At 38.3% G+C, this 24,118-nt stretch carries 26 protein-coding genes, 1 tRNA gene and 1 pseudogene; 21 read left to right on the top strand and 7 right to left on the bottom strand.

Annotated features, from left to right (window positions below):
* The first annotated feature begins 223 nt into the window (after nucleotides 1-223).
* The 5 genes from HUK49_RS08680 (at nucleotide 224) to wecB (ending at nucleotide 4,733) form a co-directional block, all read left to right on the top strand.
* Nucleotides 224-1,243, top strand: coding sequence for a Gfo/Idh/MocA family protein (locus HUK49_RS08680; protein WP_191913430.1), 1,020 nt, complete (start codon nucleotides 224-226; stop codon nucleotides 1,241-1,243).
* Between the two features lie 14 nt (nucleotides 1,244-1,257).
* The gene (locus HUK49_RS08675) at nucleotides 1,258-2,562 is read left to right on the top strand and encodes a DEAD/DEAH box helicase (RefSeq protein ID WP_191913429.1); all 1,305 of its coding nucleotides are present in this window, start codon (nucleotides 1,258-1,260) and stop codon (nucleotides 2,560-2,562) included.
* An 85-nt stretch (nucleotides 2,563-2,647) separates the two neighbouring features.
* A tRNA-Arg gene (locus HUK49_RS08670) sits at nucleotides 2,648-2,720 on the top strand.
* A gap of 143 nt (nucleotides 2,721-2,863) precedes the next feature.
* Nucleotides 2,864-3,475 carry a helix-turn-helix domain-containing protein gene (locus HUK49_RS08665; RefSeq protein WP_191913428.1) on the top strand — a complete coding sequence of 204 codons (612 nt, stop codon included), beginning with the start codon at nucleotides 2,864-2,866 and terminating at the stop codon, nucleotides 3,473-3,475.
* A gap of 127 nt (nucleotides 3,476-3,602) precedes the next feature.
* Nucleotides 3,603-4,733, top strand: coding sequence for a non-hydrolyzing UDP-N-acetylglucosamine 2-epimerase (wecB, locus tag HUK49_RS08660; protein WP_191913427.1), 1,131 nt, complete (start codon nucleotides 3,603-3,605; stop codon nucleotides 4,731-4,733).
* A gap of 36 nt (nucleotides 4,734-4,769) precedes the next feature.
* Here wecB and HUK49_RS08655 read toward each other — a convergent pair whose 3' ends face one another.
* From HUK49_RS08655 to HUK49_RS08645, 3 genes are all read right to left on the bottom strand, one after another.
* Complete coding sequence (locus HUK49_RS08655) at nucleotides 4,770-5,594, bottom strand: Rpn family recombination-promoting nuclease/putative transposase (protein WP_191913426.1); 825 nt, start codon at nucleotides 5,592-5,594, stop codon at nucleotides 4,770-4,772.
* A 134-nt stretch (nucleotides 5,595-5,728) separates the two neighbouring features.
* Nucleotides 5,729-6,166, bottom strand: coding sequence for a GtrA family protein (locus HUK49_RS08650; protein ID WP_003716743.1), 438 nt, complete (start codon nucleotides 6,164-6,166; stop codon nucleotides 5,729-5,731).
* Nucleotides 6,166-6,615 (bottom strand): flavodoxin, encoded by a 450-nt coding sequence (locus tag HUK49_RS08645; protein WP_102168468.1) that lies wholly within the window; start codon nucleotides 6,613-6,615, stop codon nucleotides 6,166-6,168. Before HUK49_RS08645 ends, HUK49_RS08650 begins: the two co-directional genes overlap by 1 nt.
* A gap of 113 nt (nucleotides 6,616-6,728) precedes the next feature.
* Between HUK49_RS08645 and map the strand changes: the two genes are divergently transcribed.
* The 5 genes from map to HUK49_RS08620 all read left to right on the top strand — a co-directional run bounded on the left by map (nucleotide 6,729) and on the right by HUK49_RS08620 (nucleotide 11,640).
* A complete protein-coding gene (gene map / locus HUK49_RS08640; protein WP_191913425.1) occupies nucleotides 6,729-7,583 on the top strand; it encodes a type I methionyl aminopeptidase in 855 nt (284 codons plus the stop codon).
* 525 nt (nucleotides 7,584-8,108) lie between these two features.
* Complete coding sequence (gene yjeM, locus HUK49_RS08635; protein ID WP_191913424.1) at nucleotides 8,109-9,623, top strand: glutamate/gamma-aminobutyrate family transporter YjeM; 1,515 nt, start codon at nucleotides 8,109-8,111, stop codon at nucleotides 9,621-9,623.
* A gap of 444 nt (nucleotides 9,624-10,067) precedes the next feature.
* Nucleotides 10,068-10,301 carry an antitoxin of toxin-antitoxin stability system gene (locus HUK49_RS08630; RefSeq protein ID WP_191913423.1) on the top strand — a complete coding sequence of 78 codons (234 nt, stop codon included), beginning with the start codon at nucleotides 10,068-10,070 and terminating at the stop codon, nucleotides 10,299-10,301.
* Nucleotides 10,282-10,641 carry a type II toxin-antitoxin system PemK/MazF family toxin gene (locus HUK49_RS08625; protein WP_191913422.1) on the top strand — a complete coding sequence of 120 codons (360 nt, stop codon included), beginning with the start codon at nucleotides 10,282-10,284 and terminating at the stop codon, nucleotides 10,639-10,641. The genes HUK49_RS08630 and HUK49_RS08625 overlap by 20 nt, the downstream gene beginning before the upstream one ends.
* A 69-nt stretch (nucleotides 10,642-10,710) precedes the next feature.
* Nucleotides 10,711-11,640: a YihY/virulence factor BrkB family protein gene (locus HUK49_RS08620; protein WP_235981082.1), complete on the top strand. Its 930-nt coding sequence runs from the start codon at nucleotides 10,711-10,713 to the stop codon at nucleotides 11,638-11,640.
* Nucleotides 11,641-11,698: 58 nt separating this feature from the next.
* Here HUK49_RS08620 and HUK49_RS08615 read toward each other — a convergent pair whose 3' ends face one another.
* Together HUK49_RS08615 and HUK49_RS08610 are read right to left on the bottom strand one after the other, a co-directional pair.
* Nucleotides 11,699-11,941: a DUF2922 domain-containing protein gene (locus HUK49_RS08615; protein ID WP_191913421.1), complete on the bottom strand. Its 243-nt coding sequence runs from the start codon at nucleotides 11,939-11,941 to the stop codon at nucleotides 11,699-11,701.
* Between the two features lie 23 nt (nucleotides 11,942-11,964).
* Nucleotides 11,965-12,177 (bottom strand): hypothetical protein, encoded by a 213-nt coding sequence (locus tag HUK49_RS08610; RefSeq protein ID WP_003716751.1) that lies wholly within the window; start codon nucleotides 12,175-12,177, stop codon nucleotides 11,965-11,967.
* A gap of 101 nt (nucleotides 12,178-12,278) precedes the next feature.
* Here HUK49_RS08610 and recX point away from each other — a divergent pair, with 101 nt between their 5' ends.
* From recX to HUK49_RS08575, 7 genes are all read left to right on the top strand, one after another.
* On the top strand, nucleotides 12,279-13,091 hold the full coding sequence (gene recX / locus HUK49_RS08605; RefSeq protein ID WP_191913420.1) for a recombination regulator RecX: 813 nt from the start codon (nucleotides 12,279-12,281) through the stop codon (nucleotides 13,089-13,091).
* Nucleotides 13,092-13,155: 64 nt separating this feature from the next.
* Nucleotides 13,156-13,809 (top strand): sugar transferase, encoded by a 654-nt coding sequence (locus tag HUK49_RS08600; RefSeq protein ID WP_191913419.1) that lies wholly within the window; start codon nucleotides 13,156-13,158, stop codon nucleotides 13,807-13,809.
* Between the two features lie 11 nt (nucleotides 13,810-13,820).
* Nucleotides 13,821-14,582, top strand: a complete 762-nt coding sequence (locus HUK49_RS08595; protein ID WP_191913418.1) for a DUF4422 domain-containing protein — start codon at nucleotides 13,821-13,823, stop codon at nucleotides 14,580-14,582.
* Nucleotides 14,583-14,599: 17 nt separating this feature from the next.
* Complete coding sequence (locus tag HUK49_RS08590) at nucleotides 14,600-15,529, top strand: glycosyltransferase family 2 protein (protein ID WP_003716755.1); 930 nt, start codon at nucleotides 14,600-14,602, stop codon at nucleotides 15,527-15,529.
* A 12-nt stretch (nucleotides 15,530-15,541) separates the two neighbouring features.
* Nucleotides 15,542-16,759, top strand: coding sequence for a hypothetical protein (locus tag HUK49_RS08585; RefSeq protein WP_191913417.1), 1,218 nt, complete (start codon nucleotides 15,542-15,544; stop codon nucleotides 16,757-16,759).
* The gene (locus HUK49_RS08580) at nucleotides 16,737-17,381 is read left to right on the top strand and encodes a YveK family protein (RefSeq protein WP_098045301.1); all 645 of its coding nucleotides are present in this window, start codon (nucleotides 16,737-16,739) and stop codon (nucleotides 17,379-17,381) included. The genes HUK49_RS08585 and HUK49_RS08580 overlap by 23 nt, the downstream gene beginning before the upstream one ends.
* A 4-nt stretch (nucleotides 17,382-17,385) precedes the next feature.
* Complete coding sequence (locus HUK49_RS08575) at nucleotides 17,386-18,402, top strand: sugar transferase (RefSeq protein WP_191913416.1); 1,017 nt, start codon at nucleotides 17,386-17,388, stop codon at nucleotides 18,400-18,402.
* A 55-nt stretch (nucleotides 18,403-18,457) separates the two neighbouring features.
* Here HUK49_RS08575 and HUK49_RS08570 read toward each other — a convergent pair whose 3' ends face one another.
* A complete protein-coding gene (locus tag HUK49_RS08570; protein ID WP_191913415.1) occupies nucleotides 18,458-18,907 on the bottom strand; it encodes a hypothetical protein in 450 nt (149 codons plus the stop codon).
* A 180-nt stretch (nucleotides 18,908-19,087) separates the two neighbouring features.
* Between HUK49_RS08570 and glf the strand changes: the two genes are divergently transcribed.
* The 4 genes and pseudogenes from glf to HUK49_RS08550 form a co-directional block, all read left to right on the top strand.
* Nucleotides 19,088-20,206, top strand: a complete 1,119-nt coding sequence (gene glf / locus HUK49_RS08565; RefSeq protein WP_191913414.1) for a UDP-galactopyranose mutase — start codon at nucleotides 19,088-19,090, stop codon at nucleotides 20,204-20,206.
* A gap of 6 nt (nucleotides 20,207-20,212) precedes the next feature.
* Nucleotides 20,213-21,634 carry a flippase gene (locus tag HUK49_RS08560; RefSeq protein ID WP_191913413.1) on the top strand — a complete coding sequence of 474 codons (1,422 nt, stop codon included), beginning with the start codon at nucleotides 20,213-20,215 and terminating at the stop codon, nucleotides 21,632-21,634.
* A 135-nt stretch (nucleotides 21,635-21,769) separates the two neighbouring features.
* Nucleotides 21,770-22,843 carry a KxYKxGKxW signal peptide domain-containing protein gene (locus tag HUK49_RS08555; RefSeq protein WP_191913412.1) on the top strand — a complete coding sequence of 358 codons (1,074 nt, stop codon included), beginning with the start codon at nucleotides 21,770-21,772 and terminating at the stop codon, nucleotides 22,841-22,843.
* Nucleotides 22,844-22,849: 6 nt separating this feature from the next.
* A pseudogene (locus HUK49_RS08550) lies at nucleotides 22,850-23,407 on the top strand (peptidoglycan DD-metalloendopeptidase family protein); the annotation flags it as partial.
* 156 nt (nucleotides 23,408-23,563) lie between these two features.
* Here HUK49_RS08550 and HUK49_RS11665 read toward each other — a convergent pair.
* The gene (locus tag HUK49_RS11665; RefSeq protein ID WP_413230876.1) at nucleotides 23,564-23,995 is read right to left on the bottom strand and encodes a hypothetical protein; all 432 of its coding nucleotides are present in this window, start codon (nucleotides 23,993-23,995) and stop codon (nucleotides 23,564-23,566) included.
* Nucleotides 23,996-24,118 lie beyond the last annotated feature (123 nt).

Below are 24,118 nucleotides of genomic sequence, written 5' to 3'. Positions count from 1 at the left end.
AATCAATTGGTATCTGAATTCACGGCCACTTAAATGTCTTAATTGGCATACACCAATCGAGATCTTCTTGCTTAATCTACGTCACTAAATTCGTTCAAGTTATTTCTTGCAATCTGCCATACACATAATTATATGATCGAAAGATTTCATTTCTGTTAAAAACAAACAATAATTGGTATGATTAATGTAACAAGTTAAATATCTGATAAGGGAGTTGGCTTAGATGCTTAAGTTAGGAATTATTGGAACTCATATTATTACGGATCAAATGTTAGATGCTGCCAAGACTACTGGTAAGTATCAATTAACCGCGGTCTATTCACGGACACTAGACCGAGCTAAGGAATTTGGTCAGCCATACGGTGCTACAGAATTTTATGATGATCTTGAGAAATTCTTTGAAGATGGTGACTTTGACGTTGTCTACATCGCGTCACCAAATAGCTTGCATTACCAACAAGCACGCTTAGCAATTGAAAATGATAAGTTTGTGATTGTTGAAAAGCCAGCGTTTGTAAACCCAAGTGAATTTTCCGGAATTCAATCTTTATTGGCAGCTCACCCGAAGGCACGATTAGTGGAAGCTGCTCGCCATATTCATACGCCACTCTATAAGGAAGGGCTAAAAAAAGTTGATGAAATGAAGAAGCATTATGTTCAAGGCGCAACAATCACTGTGATGAAGTACTCCTCACGGTATGATAAGGTCTTGGCAGGGGATGAACCTTATCCAAACATCTTTACCTTGAAGTATGCTGGTGGGGCCTTAATGGATCTTGGTGTTTACGCAGTTTATGGCGCACTGACAATGTTTGGTCAGCCACAATCGGTTGTTTATTACCCAACCCTATGCAAGACAGGCGTTGACGCTAAGGGTGTTGCTATTTTGAATTATGATAAGTTCAGCGTAACCTTAAACTTCGGTAAGACAGCCAATTCATACTTGCCATCCGAAGTTTATGGCTTAAAGGATACCCTCGTTTTTGATAGTATTTTTGAAACTCAAAAGGTAACATATTACGATGCTGATAAGAAAGCACACCAACTTGATGCACCGGTAGAGAAAAATTCAATGACAGATGAAATGAACGACTTTGCTGACTTGTTCAATGATCCAGATAATGAAGAACAAATGAAGAAATATAAGGGCTGGATGGATCTTTCAGAAATGGTTAACTCCGTAATGTACTCACTTCGGCAATCAGCTCAATTAGAATTTCCGGCAGATAAAGATCAAGAATAGGATGGGGATAACATTTGATCGAACAATTTCAAGAAAAATTCAATCAGCAATTTAAACAACCAACTGCAATCCAGGAGGCAGTTGCTAAGCCGTTAGCTGAGGATAAATCAATTATCGGCATTGCGCCTACTGGTTCAGGAAAGACGCTGGCATTTACCTTGCCCCTTCTTCCTAAAATTATGCCCGGGGCTGGCACCCAGCTACTAGTTCTCGCACCATCACAAGAGTTAGCGATTCAGACAACCCGTGTAATGCGTGAATGGGCTAATATTATTGGCGTTAAAGTTCTTGCCTTAACAGGCGGTGCTAACCTTCGCCGACAGGTAATGAAGCTTCGTAAGCATCCGGATGTTGTTGTCGGTACTCCTGGACGAGTTTTGCATATGTTGGATAATCGGCACCTCAAACTCGGGCACCTTCAGACAATGGTAATTGATGAGGCCGATGACTTACTGCGTGATGATACCTTAGCCGTTGTTGAAGATATCGAGCGCGCTACACCATTAAGTGCTCAGTTAGCATTCTTTTCTGCCACCAAGTCTCCAGTGTTTAAGCAACTTTCAGTGATGTTCGGTCGGGATATTTTAACCCTTGATGTTACTGATAGTGATCATACTCGGGGAACTGTTCGGCACGGATATATTGATGCCCGAACTAATGCTAAAAAGACTGCTGTTCTTCGCCGGCTGACCAGTATCAAAGACTTTCGGGGGCTGGTTTTCTTCAATAGTACCAGGACGCTCCATTATGCAGCTAGTCGCCTTCGCCATGAACATATGGCAATCGGGACTTTAGGGGGTCGGCAAAAACAAACGCAACGTGAAAAAGCAATGCGGATGTTTCGGAAACGCCAGATTAAACTATTACTGACAACGGATGTTGCTGCCCGGGGAATTGATATTCCTAAGCTTCCTGCTGTTATTAACTTTGATTTACCAACAGAAACGAATACTTATATTCACCGTGTTGGGCGGACTGGTCGTCAGGGCGAACCAGGATTAGTGATTAACTTGGGTGATGATCACGATATCCGTGATTTGAAAAAGATCCTTGCCCCAACTGATTATCATTTGGAGCATCTTTACATTGATAATGATCAGATTACGGATCAAAAACCACAAAAGGGTCAAAAATCAGTTTCGGTTCGGCGGCAAAATAGTCGGCAATTACAACAAGAACAGTGGAGTGACAGCACAAATGTTGAAAAGACTGTTCATCACACTCTTGGCAAGCCAACAAAGCCAAGGAAAAAGCCTCATAAGAAAAACCGGAAGAATAAGGGAATTCGTCTTAAACACCGTCGTAAGAGTAGCATGTGATTAAGGCGGTGCTTTGAATAATTAATGAAAAAGAGTAAAATTAGCTTTACGAGGTTGTTCGTAAATGCGATAATACTCTTTGTCTGGTCCTATAGTATAACTGGATAGTACATCCGCCTCCTAAGCGGCCGATTCCGGTTCGATTCCGGATGGGACCATTTGGGCTTAACTAGGTAAGAAAAGACGTTTTAATAATGTGTTTTCTTACCTATTTTTTGTACTATTTTAGTGGTGCAATGAACCATTGCTAGTGCTGTCTATCGTTATTCGATATACTTAATCCAAAAATAAGGAGAGACCAATGAAATTTGGCGAACAAATTAAAGAACGACGACAGGAGTTAGATTTGACACAAGCGGAGGTAGCTGAAAAGTTATTCGTTACTCGACAAGCAGTGTCTAATTGGGAGCACGATAAAACATATCCTGATTTGAATATGCTTGTAAAAATTAGCAATGTTTATCAAATTTCACTTGATTCTCTATTAAGGGAGGACCAAAAGTTGAAGGACTATTTAGAACAAGGGAGAGCAATGAATTCGTTTAGTGTCTCCTATGGTTTTATTTGGATAATGTTTGGACTTAGTTATCTTCTTGATGATTCAACAAAGGTGGGCAGTATTGTTTGGGATGGTATGGCAGCAATCTTTTTTCTTGCCATGATTTATGAAGAACTGGTAAGCCCATTTTTTCTTGGGATCAATCGACGGACATTTTATCGGAGTGGTAAACGGCCTGACGAAAAATTATCAGTCTTTGCGAAATTATTCTACGGAGTATTTGTTTTAGCAGTTATTATTAGTGTGATTTTAGTTCATCAGGGAATGTCAGGGAGATATGCCTCTTCGGCTTTAACTATTCTAGTGGGATTTCAGTATCTTTTGCGAAAATATATATACGTGGTAAAAAGCTAAAATTAATTAGCTGTTAGAAATTTGATTTTCTATTTCCCGGGAAATAAAGTTTATTCAGCGCAAATTTTCCAAGATATTATTAAATGTTGTACAATTGAAATAGTATTTTTGAAAAGGAGTTGTCACTGTGCAAAAGCCATTTAAAATTATGCTTTTATTTGGGACGCGTGCTGAAGCAATTAAGCTTGCGCCAATTATTGAGCAAATGAAGCAGGATCCAAGTACTTGGAAGCCATCAATTGTAATTGCTGCGCAACAGCGGCGACCACTCCTTCAACAAACGATGGATTTCTTAAATCTAACAGCAGATTTTGACCTAGATTTATCTGGTCTAAAGAATACTGATTATGCTGAACAACTAAGCCAGTTAATTCATAACCTTGATAATGTTATCAATGCTGGTCAGCCAGATATGCTTTTGGTGGTGGGGGATGCGGTTACTAGCTTAGCAGCTAGTTTGGTAAGTTTTTACAATCATCTTCCGTTAGGTCACGTTGAAGCCGGATTGCGGACCTATGATAAATATCTACCATTCCCGGATGAAATGCACCGGCGAATTACAGATAATTTAGCTGATCTCTACTTTGCTCCGACGACTCGAGCACGGGATAATCTACTAAGTGAACATCATTCTGCTCAACAAATCTATGTAACTGGTAATCCGGTGATTGATTCCGTTAAAGAGCGGTTAACAACTAACTTTCAGAGTGCACCACTCCTTGAACAGATCCCCGATGATCACCGCATTATTATTTTGACGATGCAACGGGTTGAAAGTATTGGTGCGCCAATGAAACGAGTCTTTCATACAATGAGAGATATTGTTGAGACCAATGAGGATGTTGATTTAATTTATCCGGTTTACCCCAATAGCGAGGTAATGAGCCTGGCTGACGAAGTACTAGGGAATAAAGAACGGATTCATTTAATTCAGCCGCTTAATCATGGCGACTTCTTAAACCTTGCTGCACGGTGTGACTTCATTGTGACTGATTCTGGTGGGATTCAAGAGGAAGCACCGGCAATTCATAAACCGGTTTTGCTTCTGCGAGAAAAAACAGAACGACAGGAAGCAGTGGATGTTGGTGCCGTTAAAGTCGTTGGGACTGATCCAACAAGTATCCAACAGGCTGTCTTTACATTGTTGAACGATCATAAAGCCTATAAAAAAATGGATCAGGCAGAGAACCCGTTTGGTGATGGTCATGCTAGTGAACGGATCCTTGATATTATTGAAGATTACCTAGATAGAAAATAAGAGCCGGTGAATATCTTCGCCGACTCTTTCTTTTAACTATCTAGTTTTCTGAATTAATTTCAAGGCTTCATCATGGCTCATACTGTACATATTAGTTAATTTATTTGCAATCTGTTGGTCACTAAAGCCTGAATTGATTAGAGCTTCAACTGCTCCTTCCTCTTTACCTTCTCTTCGTGCATCCATCAGGTCAAGTTCATATTTCATAAAGCCATGCCTCCTTATTGGATCTTCACGAATCCGTTTCATTTCAGCCCGTACTTGTTTAACAAGCTGATCGTCTGTGTCAATTTGTTTTCCCATCAATTTGAGGAATCCCTTTAATTTCATATTACCATGAAACTGGCCAGCCTTTGCATTGAAGATCGTAATTTGCCGTTGATCACCTAGCTTAAGTTTTGGATCGACAACACAGCGATTTTCAAACTGATATTTACTCCAGCCGCGACCAAAATAATCAAAATCGCAAAACATAATTACGTAGGTCGGATACTGTGCTAATTTTGAGTAATCGTCGCCAACGTTTAAAATATCGAAATCAATTTGCTGTTGGTAATAACGAAGCCGAAAGGAAAGATTGTGCTTATCCGCAACCTGCATTTCAACCACGAAAGTACGCTGCTCTTCATCACGGACAAACACATCAAACCGGACTGTTCGTGCACTGATTGGACCGGTAATTTGTTTCTGGGGAGTAATTCGCGAAATTGCTTTAATGTTTAGTTCTGGTAGGGAACGCTGAATAAGCTCTAAACAGATTTGTTCATTTTTCATTACCATCCCAAACATAATATCATTCGTAATTGTCAGATGCTCCCATTTTTCCTCAAGTTGCTTTAAATATAATTCACGTTGGTCCATTTGCCACCATCCTTATTAGAGTTAAGGCTTTCAATCCTCCTAAATATATAAGACGGCATTTAATCGTTTTTATATGAAAAGCAGCGAAGAAAAAATAGCAGCCTGCATCAATCACTGATTCAGCCTGCTAATATTTACTTATCTTCAATCCCACGATTATCCTTAAAGATTAACCACTTCGAGAAAATATAATTAGCGATTACAACAATAACGTTATCAATAAACTTAACAATAAATTGTTGTAATGGGGTATCGAACTTGAGGACTTGAATACCAACATAGGTAATGACCATATCAATTACTAGGGTCAGTCCACGATAGAAAAAGAAGCGAAGGATTTCAACTAAGAAGTCACTAACAGTCGTGTAGTGAGAACCAAAGACCCACACCTTATTGGTGAAGTAGGCTACCAGGACAGAGGCAAACCATGCAATTACGGTTGCTACTTCAACATTCCAGTGAAGGCCGGGACTTAAAATTTGAAAGACCGCTAAGTTAACAACAGTAGTGACAACACCCCAGAACAGGTAGGCAATGATGGACTTATACTTACTCCAGAGTTGCTTAATCATTACTTAGCCGCCTTTTCAATTAATTTGGCAACAAAACTGTCAAGAGTTTTAATATCGTCTTCGTCTGGCGATAAGTTAATGTGAACATTATCAGCACCCTTAGTGGCATGAGCTTTTTCAAAGGCTTCACCGAAGAGGTCAACTGCCTTGCAATAATCATCAGCGTAGAAGGTGTCACCTGATCCAGCAACCCCGTAAACTTTACCAGTTAAGTCGGCTTCTTGAAGATCATCGTAGAAATCTAGTCCTTCATCCGGAAGAGCTCCTTCATCATAGGTATAAGGACAAACTACGCAAATGTCGACATCCTGAAAGTCTTCCACGTCAGCCATTGTAATTTCCGTCTCGTCGACTTCCACACCTTGATCCTCAAATGATTCAGTAATGATATCGGCGACATCTTCGTTGTTACCGGTGATGGTTGCGTAAACAACAAGTGCTTTAGCCATTTTTATTCCCCCGTTTAAAATAAATTACGTTTCATAGTATAGCATGCTTTGCTACTTCTTTGGTGACAAGTGTTATACTAGTTTACGTATAAAATAATGAAGGGGACAATTTAATGATTACATTAAAATCACCACGCGAAATTGAAGCGATGGAAAAGGCCGGTGCTGCCCTTGCAAGTATGCACATTGGAATCCGGCAATTTATTAAGCCAGGAATTTCAAGTTGGGAAATTGAAGACTTTGCCCGGAAGTACTTTAAGGCTGCCGGTGCTAAGGCTGAACAAATTGGCTTCGAAGGGTACAAATACGCAACCTGTGTCAGTGTTAATGATGAAATTTGCCACGGTTTTCCACGGAAGAAGCTCATCTTTAAAGATGGCGATTTAGCTAAGATTGATACCGTTGTTAGTGTTGACGGCTTCTTTAGTGATTCTTGCTGGAGTTATGGAATTGGCAACGTTAAACCAGAAATTCAAAAGTTGATGGATGTTACCAAGAAGTCATTATTCATGGGGATTGATCAATGTGTTGCCGGCAACCGGATTGGTGATATTGGTGCCGTTATCCAACACTATACTGAAGATGAAAATGGTTATGGTGATGTTCGTGAATTCGTTGGTCACGGTATTCAACCAACCATGCATGAAGACCCAATGGTTCCTCATTATGGCGAACACGGGCAAGGACTCCGCTTAAAGAACGGGATGACAATTACCGTTGAACCAATGATTAATACCGGAACTTGGGAGGCTGATACTAGTGACCCGAGTGGTTGGCTTGCTAAAACTGCTGATGGTAGTTGGTCTTGTCAATATGAACACACGCTTGTCGTTACTGATAAGGGACCAAAGATCTTGACTTCTCAAGATCCAGAGACCGATGCCAAGTACATTTATGACGACAACTACGCCAAGTACTTAAAGCATTACAGTGAAATTGCTAAAGACGTGGCTAGTCATTTTGAATAGAGTGCGAGCCAGCAGAGGGCTTGCGGAAAGCTAACAATTTCTCCCGACTAGATACTGAAAGCATCTGGGAGGGAGGTTGTTAGCTCTAGCAAGGCCCTGGCAAGCATGATTCGACTCCGTTACACTCCATTGACCCATAAGAAAATAAAGTGACTGCTAAAGTTAAATAAAGAGGACGTAAAAATGCATAAATAAAATGGCAGATCTGCTAAAGAAAAATTAGTGATCTGCCATTTTATGATTTATGAGAATTGAAAGAGCAAGCTTTACTAAGAGTTATTCAAATAAAGCGTTCATAATGTTTAATGATTGTATTAATAAATGTACATAAAATTATTCCGATAATCACTAATAATGTATTTTATGCGTGAATAAGCCGACTAATATGCATAAATAAAATTAGAAAATGATAAGAAATATTGAAAAACTCTTTTATTTTTAGTAAAGAGGACTATACTTAAAATATTAAATAATTTCTTATTTTTATTTAAGAATCTTTGCGTTATATTATGGAGGTTTTTTATTTTGGATGAGCAGAGTAGTAATAAAAAAATGATTACTACCTTCGGCCTAGTGACGATGATCATTACTGCGATCTTTGGTTTTGGTAACGTATCAAACGCCTACTTGCAAATGGGCTACGGCAGTATTATCTGGTATGCGCTTGCAGGGATTTGTTTCTTCTTCCCGTGTGGCTTAATGATGGCAGAATATGGTTCTGCATTTAAGGACGCTAAGGGAGGAATTTACTCCTGGCTTGCCGGTTCAATTGGTGAACGAATGGCTTTTATTGGGACTTTCGTTTGGTTAGCTTCCTGGATTGTTTGGATGGTTTCCACCGCTTCCCGGATTTGGATTACTTTTTCCGCATTGATTTTTGGTAAGGATACCACTCAGCAGTGGCACTTCTGGGGAATGACTTCAACTGAAGTTATTGGTGTCCTTGGGATTATCTTAATGATTGCTTGTACCTACTTTAGTTCTCGGGGAATGACCGCGATTGCCAAAGTTGGTTCACTTGGTGGGATCTTCACCGTTGTTGTTAATATCATTTATGTGATTGCAGCTATTATTGTTTTGATTATTAACAAGGGTGTTTTGGCTCAACATTTTGACGGTGCTCAGAGCTTGATTCTGTCACCTAATCCACAATTCCAGACGCCAATTGCAATTATTTCTTTCGTTGTTTATGCAATCTTCGCTTATGGTGGTATGGAATCACTTGGATCCGTTACTGATTCAATGAAGAACCCTGAAAAGACTTTCCCACGTGGCTTAATCATTGCCTCTATTTTTACAATCGGTGCTTATGTCATCATGATTTTGATGGCTGGTTGGTTTGCTAATTACAAGCATGACTTTGCGGTGTCGACAACTAACTTGGGGAATGCTACCTATGTCCTCTTTAACATCTTAGGGGTCAAATTAGGAACTGCCTTAGGTTTCTCTCACGCAGTTGCTCTCGAATGGGGTGCTGCCATGACACGGATTGTTGCCTTTTCACAGGCACTAGGATTCTTAGGGGCCCTCTTTGTTCTGATGTATTCACCAATTAAGGCCTTTATTCTTGGTTCTAACCCTGATTTATGGCCAAAGAAGCTGACTAAGCTTAATAAGGCGGGAATGCCTGCAAATGCAATGTGGCTTCAGGTTACAGTTGTTTCCATTATTATCTTCTTGGTTGCCTTTGGTGGTTCTGCCGCTCAACGGTTCTACACCATCTTAACCGATATGGCCAACGTTTCTACCTGTTTCCCATACCTTTTCTTAGTTGGTGCATTCCCATTCTTTAAGAAGCGGACAGATATTGAACGGCCATTTGTTGTCTTCAAGAACAAGGCATTGACTAATACGATTGTTTGTTTCGTTGAAATTATTTTGATTGTCGGAATTCTCTTTACCTTTATCCAACCAATGTTAGATAAGGATTGGGAGACTGCTTTCTGGACAATCGCTGGTCCTGTCTTCTTCGCTGCAGTAGCATTGATCTTCTACCAAATCTCTGCTAAGAAGCACCATGTTAAGAATGTTATTAAGTAGAAGAGTGTGGGCAGGTAAAGAAGACTCGTAAGACAACAATTTCTCCTGACTGGATGTTGAAAGCATCTGGGAGGGAGTTTGTTGTCTATAGAGGCTTCCCTGCGAACACGTTTCGACTATTTGCAGTAGTAATACTGGGTCTAGCAAGCTCCTGGCAAGACGTTTTCTGAGTCGTTATCTCGGAGTATTAAAAATTAAATCGGTGTAATAAACAAGTTATCGGTGCAAAATCAGTCGATTTTGCACCGATAATCTTTAAATTGCACTGATAATATTAATATTTTTAATTTATCTTGTAGTAAGAAATCAGAAAAGTTCGATTAATTTCATAACTTTTCTGATTTCTTTCATTTTAAATAATCGTGGATAGAACAATATTCCTTCTAAGACATTGATAGGTGAGATATAATGTATATCAAATATATATTAACGGAGGGCGTTAAAATGACAGTTAAGATTAGACGGGTGGGGACATCGGATGTTCTTACCGTTCCTAAATCCATTAAGAAACGGTACAAGGAATATGAGGTATACCAAGATCGAAATGGGGCGATAGTGTATATGCCTAAACGGAATAATCCCTTTAAGAACAGTGGATTTATTGCAAAGCATCTTTATGATGGTGATGATACTGGCTTTATTGATGGTGAGGTAAGGGATGACGAATTATTACATTAACAAGTATCTTCCCCAAAAACAGGATCTGATTTGGATTGATTTTGAACCTTCCCTCGGTGAAGAAATTAAGGGAAGACACCCGGCAATTGTGATGAGTTCTGCTAATTACAGTAAGCTTACCGGGCTGGTAATGGTCATGCCGATTACCCATGCCAAGAATAATCGATTGGGGGAGTTCTTCATACCGTTGCATACAAAGGAAATCGAAGGCTATATTAACCCGCTTCAAATTTTTACGTTTAGTATTCGAAAACGTCGGGTAGAATTTACCGGAGAAATTGCTAGCCCACAAGATTGGGCTCGCGCTTTGATGATCCATAATGAAATATTGGATAGCTAATAAGTGGAGGCGGCTTTTCTCACAGTTCGCACACAATTTAAAATAATGTATAATGAACGAGTATTACTGATGAGGAGTTGGGCAATGATCGGGAAGCTAAATAAAGCAAAATTAAAGAATTTAGTTGCGATGCTGGTCAAGCATTTTACCCTGGCCCAACTATCTAGTTCTGCAGCGACACTCGCGTACTATACGTTACTTTCAATCTTTCCGGCACTGCTGGTGATTGGGAATTTATTGCCGATGATCGGTCTAGATGCAAATACCGTTCTTACCTATTTACAAACACTAGTTCCGGCAACGGTTTACAGCTTTATCCGTCCATTAGTCCTGGACTTCTTACAGCGGGGGAGCGGGGGCGTCCTGACTACCGGGGCCTTGATTGCTCTCTGGTCGACTAGTCAGGGAATCGCTGCTTTTCAGCGAAGCGTCAACCATGCTTACGGGATTGCCGAAAATCAAAATCCGATTAGCAATCGGGTGATTTCATTCATCTGGATGATTGTCGTTGTCATTATTATCTTCGTGATCGTCTTTCTATATGGTGTTGGTGAACAATTCCTGAAATGGCTTCAACCATTCCTGCACTTCAATCGGCGCTACATCTTCCTGTTCAGCAGCCTGAAGTGGCCGATTACCTTTGCCGTTATTTTTATTGCTTTAACGATGTTGTATTACTTTGTTCCTAACGCTAAGGTCGGCCTTCGCTTTGCAGCAATTGGGGCTTTTCTTGTTTCGATCTTCTGGCTATGGCTTTCCAAGTTGTTTGGGTTATATACCGTTCTTTTCAGTCATGGCGTGATTGGTTATAAGACAATTGGAGCCTTTATTGCAATGATGGTTTGGCTGGATTTTTCTGGCTACTTAATCATGATGGGAGCGGCAATTAACGCAGCCCTTCAAGAAGCTCACGACGGGAAACTTGAAGAAAAAGAGCACTTTTGGCAGTTAATTAAAACGGAACATGATGATGCTCGTAAACGAATTGTAAGAAAATAGCGAGACTGGAATTAACCAGCCTCGCTATTAAGGTAAGGATTATTATAATGGAATATTGCTATTCAGCTACGGGAGCTTGCTTTTCGGCATTGAAAAGAACTGTTGGAATTGTGTCAACGTACTTCGCGGCAATTGGAGTAACGTACAACTCTTCACTGTCCTTGAAAAACAGGTGGGTATTAGCTAAGTTAATCATTGCCTGACGGACCGTTTCAGCATCTAGTTGATCATTTGCATAGCTTAGCTTAAGAATGTGTTTCTTACCAAGGCTACCTTTGAAAGTTAAATTAAGAGTTTTCATAAATTAAATCTTCCTTTCTGATTTTAGACAAGGGAAATTGATTGAGTATTAACCACGTCTGCGCCAATCACTTTTTCGGTGGTTAGAATTTCCATGGCAGAGCTAAGTAAGTTGAATTGTTCTTCGCTGACATTTTCAGAAACGTTATTCAGGACATGCTTTACTCCCTTGGGGTGCTTTTCTCCGACTAACGTTAATTGAATCTTGGCTGCTTTGAACTTTCGTGACATGCTCATGATGAATTCTCCTTTGGTTTAATTTAATTGATAAGTAGTGGCCACTGCTTACACCTATTAACAACGAATGAGAAGCGGATTTGTAAAGAAGGAATTTTAAAATGGCAAAAATTACTAAAATTGAAGCGCAAAAAAGGCAGGGAAGGTATAACGTTTACTTAGATGGTAAATATGCCTTCCCAGTAGCTGAGAGTGTATTGATCCAATTCCGGTTGATGAAGGGGATGGAGATTGATCAGAAACTTGAAGCACAAATTACGACCGCTGATCAAATTGCTCGTGCTTATTCGCGAATGCTTGACTACTTATCTCACCAGTTGCGGACGGAAAGTGACGTAATTCAAAAGCTTCACGATCTTGAAACGCCAGAAGAATTTATTGAGCCAGTTTTGCAAAAACTCCGTGCACAAAAGCTTCTCGATGATCATGAATATGCCGCTAGCTACGTTCGCACCGAGATGAATACCGATCTTAAAGGGCCGGGAAATATTCGGCAGAAGCTCCGGTTAAAGAAGATCGGTGAAAATGATATTGACGATGCATTAGCTCAATTTACTCTCGAACGTCAATTAGAAAACGCCACAAAATTAGCAAAAAAACTTTTTCGTCGCTATCGTTCCCAACCCATTCGTCGTCAAGAACAAAAAGTTCGTCAGGGATTAATGACAAAAGGATACGCTAGCACGATTTATGACCAAGTTAAGGATCAGGTTGAACCAGAAGAAGATTTTGACCAGCAAGAAGACCTGCTGAACCACCAGGCAGAGAAGATCTGGCACCGTTATCGTCGCTATCAAGGTTATGAGCGAGAAATGAAGTTTAAGCAAGCAATGTACCGGAAAGGCTTCGATTTAGATGCTACGCAAGCTTGGCTAGATCGTCAGGATTCAGAGGAAAGCTTTTCAGACGAGTAAAATGCTGGTAAAATGTGTAAGATACGTAGAAAAGTACAAAAATAAAACTTAAAAGAGAAGTATAATGACACAAAAGAAAATTCATATTGATGAGAAAAAACTGCAACATCAGTATGGCTACCGGTTTATCAAGCGCCTTTTTGATGTAGTCGCGTCTTCAGTTGCGGTAGTGATTCTTAGTCCAGTTTTTTTAATCATCGCGATTGCAATTAAAGTTAATGATCCTGTGGGACCAGTTTTTTATACCCAGACCCGGGTCGGAAAAGATGGCAAGCCCTTCAAAATGTTTAAGTTCCGATCAATGGTTACTAACGCTGATGAGCTGTTAGAAAAGCTCCGTGATCAGAATGAGGTTGAAGGCGCAATGTTCAAAATGAAGGAGGACCCTCGGATCACCAAGGTTGGTAAGTTTATTCGGAAGTATAGTTTGGATGAACTGCCTCAATTATTGAACGTTGTTGGGGGTTCGATGAGTATTGTTGGCCCTCGACCACCGCTACCTTACGAAGTTAAAGAGTATACCGATTATGATCGCCAACGCTTAATGGTTAAGCCTGGTGCTACTGGGATGTGGCAGGTTGGTGGACGAAACGCCTTAAGCTTTGATCAAATGGTTGAACTTGATTTGACCTACATTAATGAACGTTCAGTGTGGCTTGATCTTAAGATTATGTTTGAAACTGTTAAGGTGATGATTAAGCCTAACGCTGCTTATTAAGGAGAACGACTGTGAAGACAAAAGTATTAGTTGCTGCTCATAAGAATTATGCAATGCCCAAAGACCCATTGTATTTACCAGTCTTTGTTGGTAAAGAGATTCATCCTGATGTTAACCATACTTTCCAGGGTGATAATACGGGGGACAATATTTCAGCGAAGAACCCTTACTATAATGAATTAACAGCGATTTACTGGGGATGGAAGAACTTAGACGTTGATGCAATGGGGTTAGTTCACTATCGTCGTTACCTAAGTCTCAACCACCAAAAATCACTGGATGAGGTATTATCAAGTGAACAAGTAGCTGACTTACTTAAGGATCATGATATTATCTTACCGCCTAAACGACGTTACTATATCGAGACAAATGAGTCTCACTATCTTCACGCTCATGAGCATGAACCATTTGAGGTAATGCGTCAGGTGATCCACCAAAATTATCCTGAATACGAAGCTGCCTTTGAAAAAGTCATGAAGCGGACATGGGCCCACATGTTTAATATGTTCATTATGAAACGTAAACCGCTAGATGAGTATTGTACATGGATGTTTGATGTTCTTGGCGAAGTGGAAAGTCGGATTGACATTTCAAATTATTCAACCTACGAACAACGGGTTTATGGATTCTTGAGCGAGCTACTATTAGATGTATGGCTTGAGGTTCACCCAGAATACTCAACGATTGAAGTAAAGTACGTCTTCATGGAGCATACTAACTGGTTCAAGAAGGGCGGTAAGTTTGTTCTGCGGAAGATTACGGGACATGCGTAAAGAGGAGGCAGATTTAATTGCCTAAGTTATCCATTGTTGTTCCTTGTTACAATGAGCAAGAATCAATTCCATTATTTTATCCTGCTGTTGAAAAAGTTGTTAATAAGATGCCAGTCGAGGTTGAATATTGGTTTGTTAATGATGGTTCGGCTGATAAGACCCTGGATGAATTACGAAAGTTGCATCAACAAAATCCTGATAAAGTTCATTATGTATCCTTTTCTAGAAATTTTGGTAAGGAAGCTGGGCTATATGCTGGACTTGAAGCGACGACAGGAGATTATGTTGTTGTAATGGATGTTGATTTACAAGATCCGCCTGAATATTTACCAATAATGTATAAGTATATCTCTACGGGAGAATATGATTGTGTTGGAATGCGACGAACTGATCGTACTGGTGAAGCGAAGGTTAAATCATTCCTTAGTGATAAATTCTATGATGTTATTAACAAGATTTCTGATACAAAGATTGTTAATGGTGCTCGTGATTATCGAATGATGACTCGCCAAATGGTTAATGCCGTCTTATCTTTAAAAGAATATAACCGTTTCTCAAAAGGGATCTTTAATTGGGTTGGTTTTAAGACCAAATACCTACCATATAAAAATGTCCAACGGGTTGCTGGGACAACTGATTGGTCCACTTGGAAGCTATTTAAGTATGCTATGGATGGCATAACTGACTTTTCCGAAGCACCACTGTCAATTGCCACCTGGATTGGTGGGATGTCAGCATTCTTATCAATTTTAGGATTGATTTTTGTAATTGTTCGGAGAATTATTGAACCAAGCAGTAGTGCCTTTGGTTGGGCATCGATGGTTTGTATTATGCTTTTACTTGGTGGACTTCAGTTGATGTGTATTGGAATTGTTGGCAAATATATTGGTAAGATTTATATGCAAACTAAACAACGACCAATCTATATTGTAAAAGAGAAAAAGTAGGAGGGAAGTAGGGTGCAATATCTATCATCCAAATATCAACGGTTAATTAACCTTGAGTTAGATGGACAAATCCTTTATGAAATAGCGTTTGCCTTTTACTTTGTGATTGCTTTTCTTCAAACCTCAACCTATACTTTTTATTTTCCTGGTAACCTTCTACATCAAATTGCTTTTATTCCATTAGCGATCGTTTTGTTTAAGATTATCTTTTTTGATTCAAATACAATAAGAAAAATAACGGTTAATCTTTTAGTCCTTGCTATTCTATTCATTACTTGGCGGACATCAGGTGAGTTTATCCTCTTTCCAATGGGGATTTTTGTTTTAGGTGCTAGAAATGTAGATTTTAAGAAAATCATTTACTTATATTTAGTGTTAGGAACGATCCTTCTCTCGTTTGTCTTTTTTACTTCTATAATCGGTTTAACAAAGAATCTGATTTTCCATCGGGGAATTCACACATTAAGACGGGCATTTGGGATTATTTACCCAACTGATTTTGCAGCCCATGTTCTCTATCTAGTATTGGCATATTGTTATCTTTACTTCAATAAACTTTCGTGGAAGAGTTATACAGTATTTGTACTATTAGCAATCTTCCTCATTAAGTTTTGTGATGCACGTTTGAATGCCTATGCTTTGATTTTGGTAATTCCAGTAATGATGATCGGACAACGGGCGCAAAAAGGATATATTGTTTCAAGATCGATTGCTATCTTTTACTGGATTTTACCAGTTTTAGCAGCTTATGTTACAGTTTTCCTTTCGTATCTGTATGCACCTGGACACAAGTTATTTGAACAAATGAATAGTTTATTGTCTGGTCGGCTATTTTATAGTCACGAAGCTATAAAAAAATATGGCTTTAGTCTTTTTGGTCAGCATATTCATGAAAATGGCCTTGGTGCTGTTGGTGGGATAAAAAATACAGCTGCTGAGGGAGCAAACTATTTTTATATTGACTCAGCATTTATTCGTTTATTCGTTATCTATGGAGTAGTGATAGCTTTAGTGGTTATTATTACTATGACTATTGTTTCCTGGCAATCAATTAAACAAAGTGAATTTGCTTTAGCAAGCATTATGGTTATTGTAACGATTAGTGCAATTGTGGAACAACGTCTGCTAGATTTCGGCAACGATCCGTTTTTAATTGCTATTTTTGCGCAATGTTATTTTTCAAACAAATTGATATCGGAGGAGAAAAATGAAAAACGTAACTTTAAATAATTTAATGAAAAAATACGGGAAACCAGTTTTAGTTGTTCTTATTTTTGCTATCCTCGGTGCTTTAGTAATGGGAGTAGATGCTAAAAAGAAAAAATCAACTACCTATACCGCTAGTCGCCAAATTGTAATTTCTCACAATATTCCTCAAGAAATGCGGACAATGTCAAGTGGTGCTAATATTTCAATTGTTGGTGAAGATAATAATATGATGCCAACCTATAAGGATATTGCTGAAAATGGAACCATTGCTCAAAAAGCACGAAAGCATTTGTCTAAGTCAATGAAGAAAAAATACTCAACAGATGATATTAAGAGTGCCATTGATGCTAAAATTTCACAACAATCGTTAGTGATGGAGTTAAAGGCAAAAACATCGTCTAGGGAAGCGTCTGTAAAGATTGTTAACGCAACTGCAAAGGCAATGAAGGAAGAATTACCACAGCTACAACCGGGTTCGGGAAAGGTAACCCTTTTGCAAAAAGCAACCGTTAATAATACCGATAGTAAAACAACTCCTAGCACGAAAAAGTATGTAGTTGTTGGCTTTGCTTTAGGCGCATTGCTGGGATTAATTATTGAATTTGTTGTTTTTACAGTTAAGAATTTTGGACATAAAGAGTAGAAAAATGAAAAAAGTAGTTTTTACGGTTGCTGACTATGGAAAGGGCAATGATGCAGGACCAAAGGCAAAAAGAGATGTGGATTATTATTTATCACAATCTGGCTTTGAAGTAATTCATCAGCAATTAAACAACAAATCTAAGTTAGATAAAATTAAAACAGCATATTGGGTAATTCCGCGTCTATTTAACAATGTAGAAAAGTTTGATGAGCTATTTTTCCAGTATCCAACTTATTCTAGCTATGTGATGAAAAGACTTATAAATAAAATGCGTTCAAAAAGTAAGAAACTGTTCTTCATTATTCATGATGTTGAATCGCTTCGCCTTTTTCAAAATGACCAAAACTATTGGGATGGTGAACGAGCACTTTTTAACGCTACTGATGGCTTGATAGTTCATAATCATAAAATGAAACGATGGCTACAGGAAAATGGGGTTACTGTTCCAATGGTAGAATTAGGAATTTTTGATTACAACAATCCTCAAAAAATAAACCAAAATTCAGAATATGATAGAACAATATGCTTTGCTGGGAACTTAGCAAAGTCCAAGTTTCTTGATAAAATAAGTTTACAAGCTGGAAAATTAGAAATCTTTGGTTCATATCCAAGCGAACACTATTTAAAAGGCGTTTCTTATCATGGTCAAATGAGTCCAGATGAATTACCGAAGAAACTTACTCAGAATTTCGGGCTAGTCTGGGATGGCGATCAATTAGATACTTGTAGTGGGAAGTTTGGTAATTATATGTGCTATAATAATCCGCACAAAGTTTCCCTTTACTTAAGCAGTGGACAGCCAGTAATTATTTGGAAAGAAGCCGCTCTTGCTGATTTCATTTTGAGAAATAATTTAGGAATTGCAGTAAACAGCCTCGAAAATCTTGATGACATTTTAGAAAATATTACTGAGAATCAATATTCTGAAATGAAGATGAATACTATTGAGATCGCTAAAAAGTTACGAAAAGGTGACCTTATAAAGAGCGCAGTTAAAAAAATAGAAAATATTACTGAATAAAAAATATAGCCAGATGGTAATTGTAATTACTATCTGGCTATATTTTTAGTTTTGTTTAATTCTGTTTAACAATTTGGGCATTACTTGGTAAGCTTCCTGACCAATCCTGATAGTTTGTTTGTGAGCTGCCTGCAATTGTTTGACGATCCATTCCGTCACTATCAACATGGTGAGTAACACCATATTGATCGGTCCAAACAGCAACATCGTTAAGCCCTAATTGTTTTTGACTGTTATTATTGACATTACTATTAGCAGTTGAAGAGCTTGATTGCGACGATGATGTTACGCTTGCACTGCTACTAGTCGAGCTTGTCTTCTTAGTAGAATTTTGCTTACTGTTTTTACTTGTCTTTTTTGTAGCTTTCTTAGTAACTTTTTCAGTTTTGGTATGTGAAGATGATGCAGTGTCCTTAGAATTCTTTTGTGAACCACAGCCAGCTAACCCAAATCCTAAGATTGTAACTAACATTCCAGACAAAAATAAACGACTAAATTTCTTCATATAAGTATCTCTCCTATATTGAAAGGTTCAAATCAACTATACTTGATAAGTATTTAATAGTATAATTATAGCATTTGCAGGAAGTTTATTACTAGTTGAATAAACGCAAACAAACTGATTTTAACATTATCTAAAATTTTCATCAATAAATAACGTTACATATGAAAGGATGAGCGTTCCATGACAAAGTATGACTATCTTGTAGTTGGTGCTGGCCTATTTGGTGCCACCTTTGCTTACGAAGCAGCTAAGCGTGGCAAGAAGGTTAAGGTAATTGAAAAGCGCGATCACATTGCGGGAAATATTTACACTAAGGAGGTTGACGGTATTCAAGTCCATCAATATGGTGCCCATATTTTCCACACTTCCAATAAGGAGATTTGGGATTACATTAACCAGTTTGCTGAATTTAACCGTTACACAAACAGTCCTGTTGCTAATTACAAGGGGCAAATGTATAACTTGCCGTTTAACATGAATACCTTTAGTGAAATGTGGGGTGTTCGTACTCCAGCAGAAGCACTGGCAAAGATTAACGAACAGCGTCAAGAAATGGCTGGTAAGGAACCTAAGAACCTTGAAGAACAAGCTATTTCATTAATTGGTCGGGACATCTACGAAAAGTTAATTAAGGGTTATACCGAGAAGCAATGGGGTCAAAAAGCTACCGAATTACCAGCATTTATTATTCGGCGGTTGCCTGTTCGTCTGACATATGACAACAATTACTTCAATGATCTCTATCAGGGAATTCCAATTGGTGGTTATACTCAAATTGTTGAAAAGATGCTTGATAGTGAATTAATTGATGTTGAAACTGGAGTTGACTTTTTCGATCGGAAGGACGATTATTTAGCTAATTATCCTAAGGTTGTATTCACTGGAATGATTGATCAATTCTTTGATTATCAACTTGGTGAACTTCAATATCGGAGTCTACGTTTTGAAACTGAAGAAAAGGATGTTGGTAATTACCAAGGGAACGCGGTGATTAACTATACCGATGCTGAAACACCATACACACGGATTATCGAACATAAGCACTTCGAATTTGGTAAGGGCGACAAAGATAAAACGATTATTACTCGAGAATATCCAGCAGACTGGCATCGTGGCGATGAACCATACTATCCGGTTAATAATCAGCAGAATAATGAGCTTTACAAGAAGTATGCTCAACTTGCTGCAGAAAAGGCTAATAATGTTATCTTTGGTGGACGGCTTGGTCAATATCGCTACTACAATATGGATCAAGTTCTCCACGCAGCCTTAGTTGCCGTAAATAAGGAGTTTAAGTAATTAGCAATGAAAGTTATCAAGAACTATTTGTATAATGCGGGATATCAAATTTTGAACATGATTATTCCATTGATCACTGTTCCTTATATTTCTCGTGTTTTAGGTGCACATGATGTTGGGATTAACGAATACACTAATGCATGGGTAACCTTCTTTTACCTTATGGGGCAAATGGGAATTACTCTTTATGGTAATCGAGAAGTAGCCTACCATCGTGATGACTTATATGAACGTTCGCGAACTTTTTGGGGAGTTGAAGCGTTACAATTATTGACCGTTTCTTTATCCCTTATTGCATATTTAGCTGCTGTTTTTCTTTTTAGTACGACTTTTAAATATTATTTTCTCATGCAGGGCCTCTGGATTATTGCAACAGGCCTGGATGTTTCATGGTATTTTATGGGGTTGGAAAACTTCAAAATTACGGTGGTGCGAAATGCACTAGTTAAATTAGCCTCTGTAATTTTGATTTTTACTTTTATCAAGTCAACAGCTGATTTAGGAAAATATATTTTAATTTTAGGTGGCGCCCAAGTTGTTGGTAATTTAACATTATGGCCCTATTTAAGGGGAAATATTGTTTGGGTTAAAATCAGCGATTGGCATCCATTTAAGCATTTTTACCCATCATTATTACTGTTTATTCCAACTATCACCACACAGGTCTATCTTGTGTTGAACAGATTGATGTTAGGACATATGGATTCACAGGCTGCCTTGGGTAATTTTGGACAATCAGATAAGATTGTTAAGTTTGTTTTAGCAATTGTTACCGCAACTGGAACAGTAATGTTACCGCATGTGGCTAATAAGTATGCTAAGGGTGACATTGAAGGTGTACGAAATAGTTTGTATTCTTCATTTGAATTTGTTTCATCTATTTCGATTCCAATGATGTTTGGGTTGATGGCAATTTCAAAACAATTTGCTCCATGGTTCTTAGGGAGTGGCTTTCAAATGGCTGGTCAAATTATGTTCCTTGAATCACCAGTAATTGTTTTAATTGCATGGAGTAATGTTACTGGTACTCAATATTTGATGCCGGTTAACCGAGTTAAGGAATTTACAACTTCAGTAACTATTGGCGCTGTAAGTAATGTTGCGTTTAATCTGGTTCTAATTCCGTTTTGGGGAGCTAACGGGGCAACTTTGGCAACAGTTGGCTCAGAATTCTTAGTTACTGCTTCTCAGCTAGCAATGATTAGAAAGACAATTAGCCGACGTAAGATGTTTGGGGAAGTTTGGAAATATGCAGTTAGTGGGTTAGTAATGTTTATAATTGTCAATCGAATCAGTAATACTATCCAAATGACGATTGCCAATTTAGCATTGGAAGTTGCCGTCGGAATAGTAATTTACTTATCTGGCCTGTTTATCCTCCATGCTAAAATTTTGAGCCAAGCAAAAAATATTATCGGTAAGAATTAATATATGACAAAAACCTAACAATTTTCTTGAGAAGTTGCGAGCATAAATTTTATCTTTTATACTTGACAAAGTGTTATGTTTAAAAATTAATTTAAAAAATAGATTTCGTCCCACTTTTAGGAGGATTAAAACGTTTTGAATAGTCGCAAAAAAAGATTTAAACTTTACAAGTCAGGAAAGCAATGGATTACAGCAGCGATCGTTTCGATCGGTTTTATTGCTGGAACACAAGTAAAGCATGTTCATGCTGATACGACTACTAATCAGATCCAAACTACGCAAACTCAAACCACAGCAGAGAGTAATGCTTCTCAAAGTACAACTTTGACTATTGCTAATAATGAAAATAGCAATTCTGCTAGTGCCTCAGTTGCAAGTGCTCAAGCTGCTGCAACTCAACAAAATCAAAATGTCAATGCTGAAACTTCATTTGCTCAAAGTAAGGTTGTGGTAAATACAACTAATCAAGTAAATGCTAGTTCTCAAAGCTCTAATAATATCGATGCAGCTGATTTAAATAATCAGGCTAGTGATATTTCTGCTCAATCAGATGTTAAAAATACTGGTTGGCAAAAAGTAAATGATAATTGGCATTATATTAAAGAAGATGGAACCGCACAAACAGGTTGGTTTGAATCACCAGCTGGTTGGTGGTATTACTTTAATAATGATGGTCAATCACGGACCGGCTGGCAAAATATCAACAATAAGTGGTATCACTTTGATGAGGTTAATGCATCGGCTGATACTGGTTGGTACCAAAGTGCTGCAAGTTTTTGGTACTATTTAGATTCAGAAAATGCTTGGGCTCATACTGGCTGGTACAAGTCGGCAGCAGGTTTTTGGTATTACTTCGATCAAAATAGTGCCAGTGGTGCAAAGGGTTGGCAGAGAATTAATAACAAATGGTACCATTTTGATGAAGCTAATTCTTCTGCGGATACCGGTTGGTTTAAAACACCAGCGGGTTTTTGGTACTATTTAGATCCAGAAAATGCTTGGGCCCATACTGGTTGGTATAAGTCAGCAGCAGGCTTCTGGTACTACTTTGACCAAAATAGTGCTAGTGGTTTACGTGGTTGGCAAAGTATAGATGGTCGTTGGTATTATTTTGATTGGAATAATGCTAGTGGTTTACGAGATTGGCAGTATATCAATAATCATTGGTACCATTTTAATTGGGATAACGCCTGGGCGGATACCGGCTGACAAAAGATTAATGGCAAATGGTATTACATGGATCCAACTAATGCTTGGATGTTAACTGGTACTCAAGCGATTAATGGCAAGACTTATACTTTCAATTCTGATGGTTCTTGGGCTGATGGTTGGGACTGGCCATTCCCTCAAGATGGTGAAGGTTATTTTGGTGGTGGACAATTATTTGGTGTTCATGCCGGTGGTGAATTCCGATTAAATGGCTTCCATGATGGCTTAGACTTTGGTTCAATTGATCACCCAGGTAGAGAAGTACATGCTATTCACGGTGGTACTGTTAAGATTGTCGGATATGGTTCCGGATTAAGTTGGTATGCCGTAGTTGATACTGGTGAATATTTGGTTGTTTATCAAGAAGCTTTCTCCAGCAAAAATAATATTCTCGTTCATGAAGGACAACAAATTAGTACTGGGGACGTTATTGGTATTCGTGATACCTCACATGTCCACATTGGTATTACCCGAGATCACAACTTTAACCGTGCTTTAGCAAGTTCATTTATTAATAACGGGACTTGGCTGGATCCTCAGAAAATTATCCGTGAGGGATTATAATTAATTTGATGAAATAGTAAAACTGATAGTTAGCAAAAAATGCTAACTATCAGTTTTTCGTCTTATGTAAAAATAATTAATTCTTATATAAGCATTCGTAAGAAAAAGCTTAGAATTCGAGTAAAATCAAATTCTAAGCTTTTTATATTTAATGAATTAATTTTCTAATAGCCATGCATTATCCTGATCAAAATGATAAAGTTTACCGTCAATATATTGGTAGCCAGTTACAGCATGCCCATCGTTATCAAAGTAATACCGATGTCCATTAATATTTTGCCAACCTGTTAGGGTCCAAGTGTTATTTGGATCGAAGTAGTACCATTTACCATCTAATTTTTGCCAGTTTGTATAAGCACTTGCATTAGTTAGATCAAAGTAATATTTGTGATTATTAATGGTTTGCCAGCCAGTTCGTGCACGACCATCATTGTCAAAATAGTACCACCAGCCACCTGGTGATTTGAACCATCCAGTAACTGCCCAGGCATTAGCAGTGTCAAAGTAGTACCAACTATTATTATGACGGTACCAACCTCTATAATTAGAAGCATTGGTAGGATCAAAGTAATATTGATGTCCATTGATGGTCGTACAATACCCCTTAGGGTTGACACTTTAAATAATAAAAGTGTGAATCCTAGGGGGTGTTTTGCATTGTAAGTTATTCAACTATTGAAAAGCTTAAATTACTTCATGATTATCAGAAAT

The organism is Limosilactobacillus portuensis (assembly GCF_014838735.1).
Lineage (GTDB): Bacteria > Bacillota > Bacilli > Lactobacillales > Lactobacillaceae > Limosilactobacillus > Limosilactobacillus portuensis.
The sequence above is the reverse complement of the archived record's forward strand: the minus strand, read 5'-3'. Positions and strand labels throughout refer to the sequence as shown.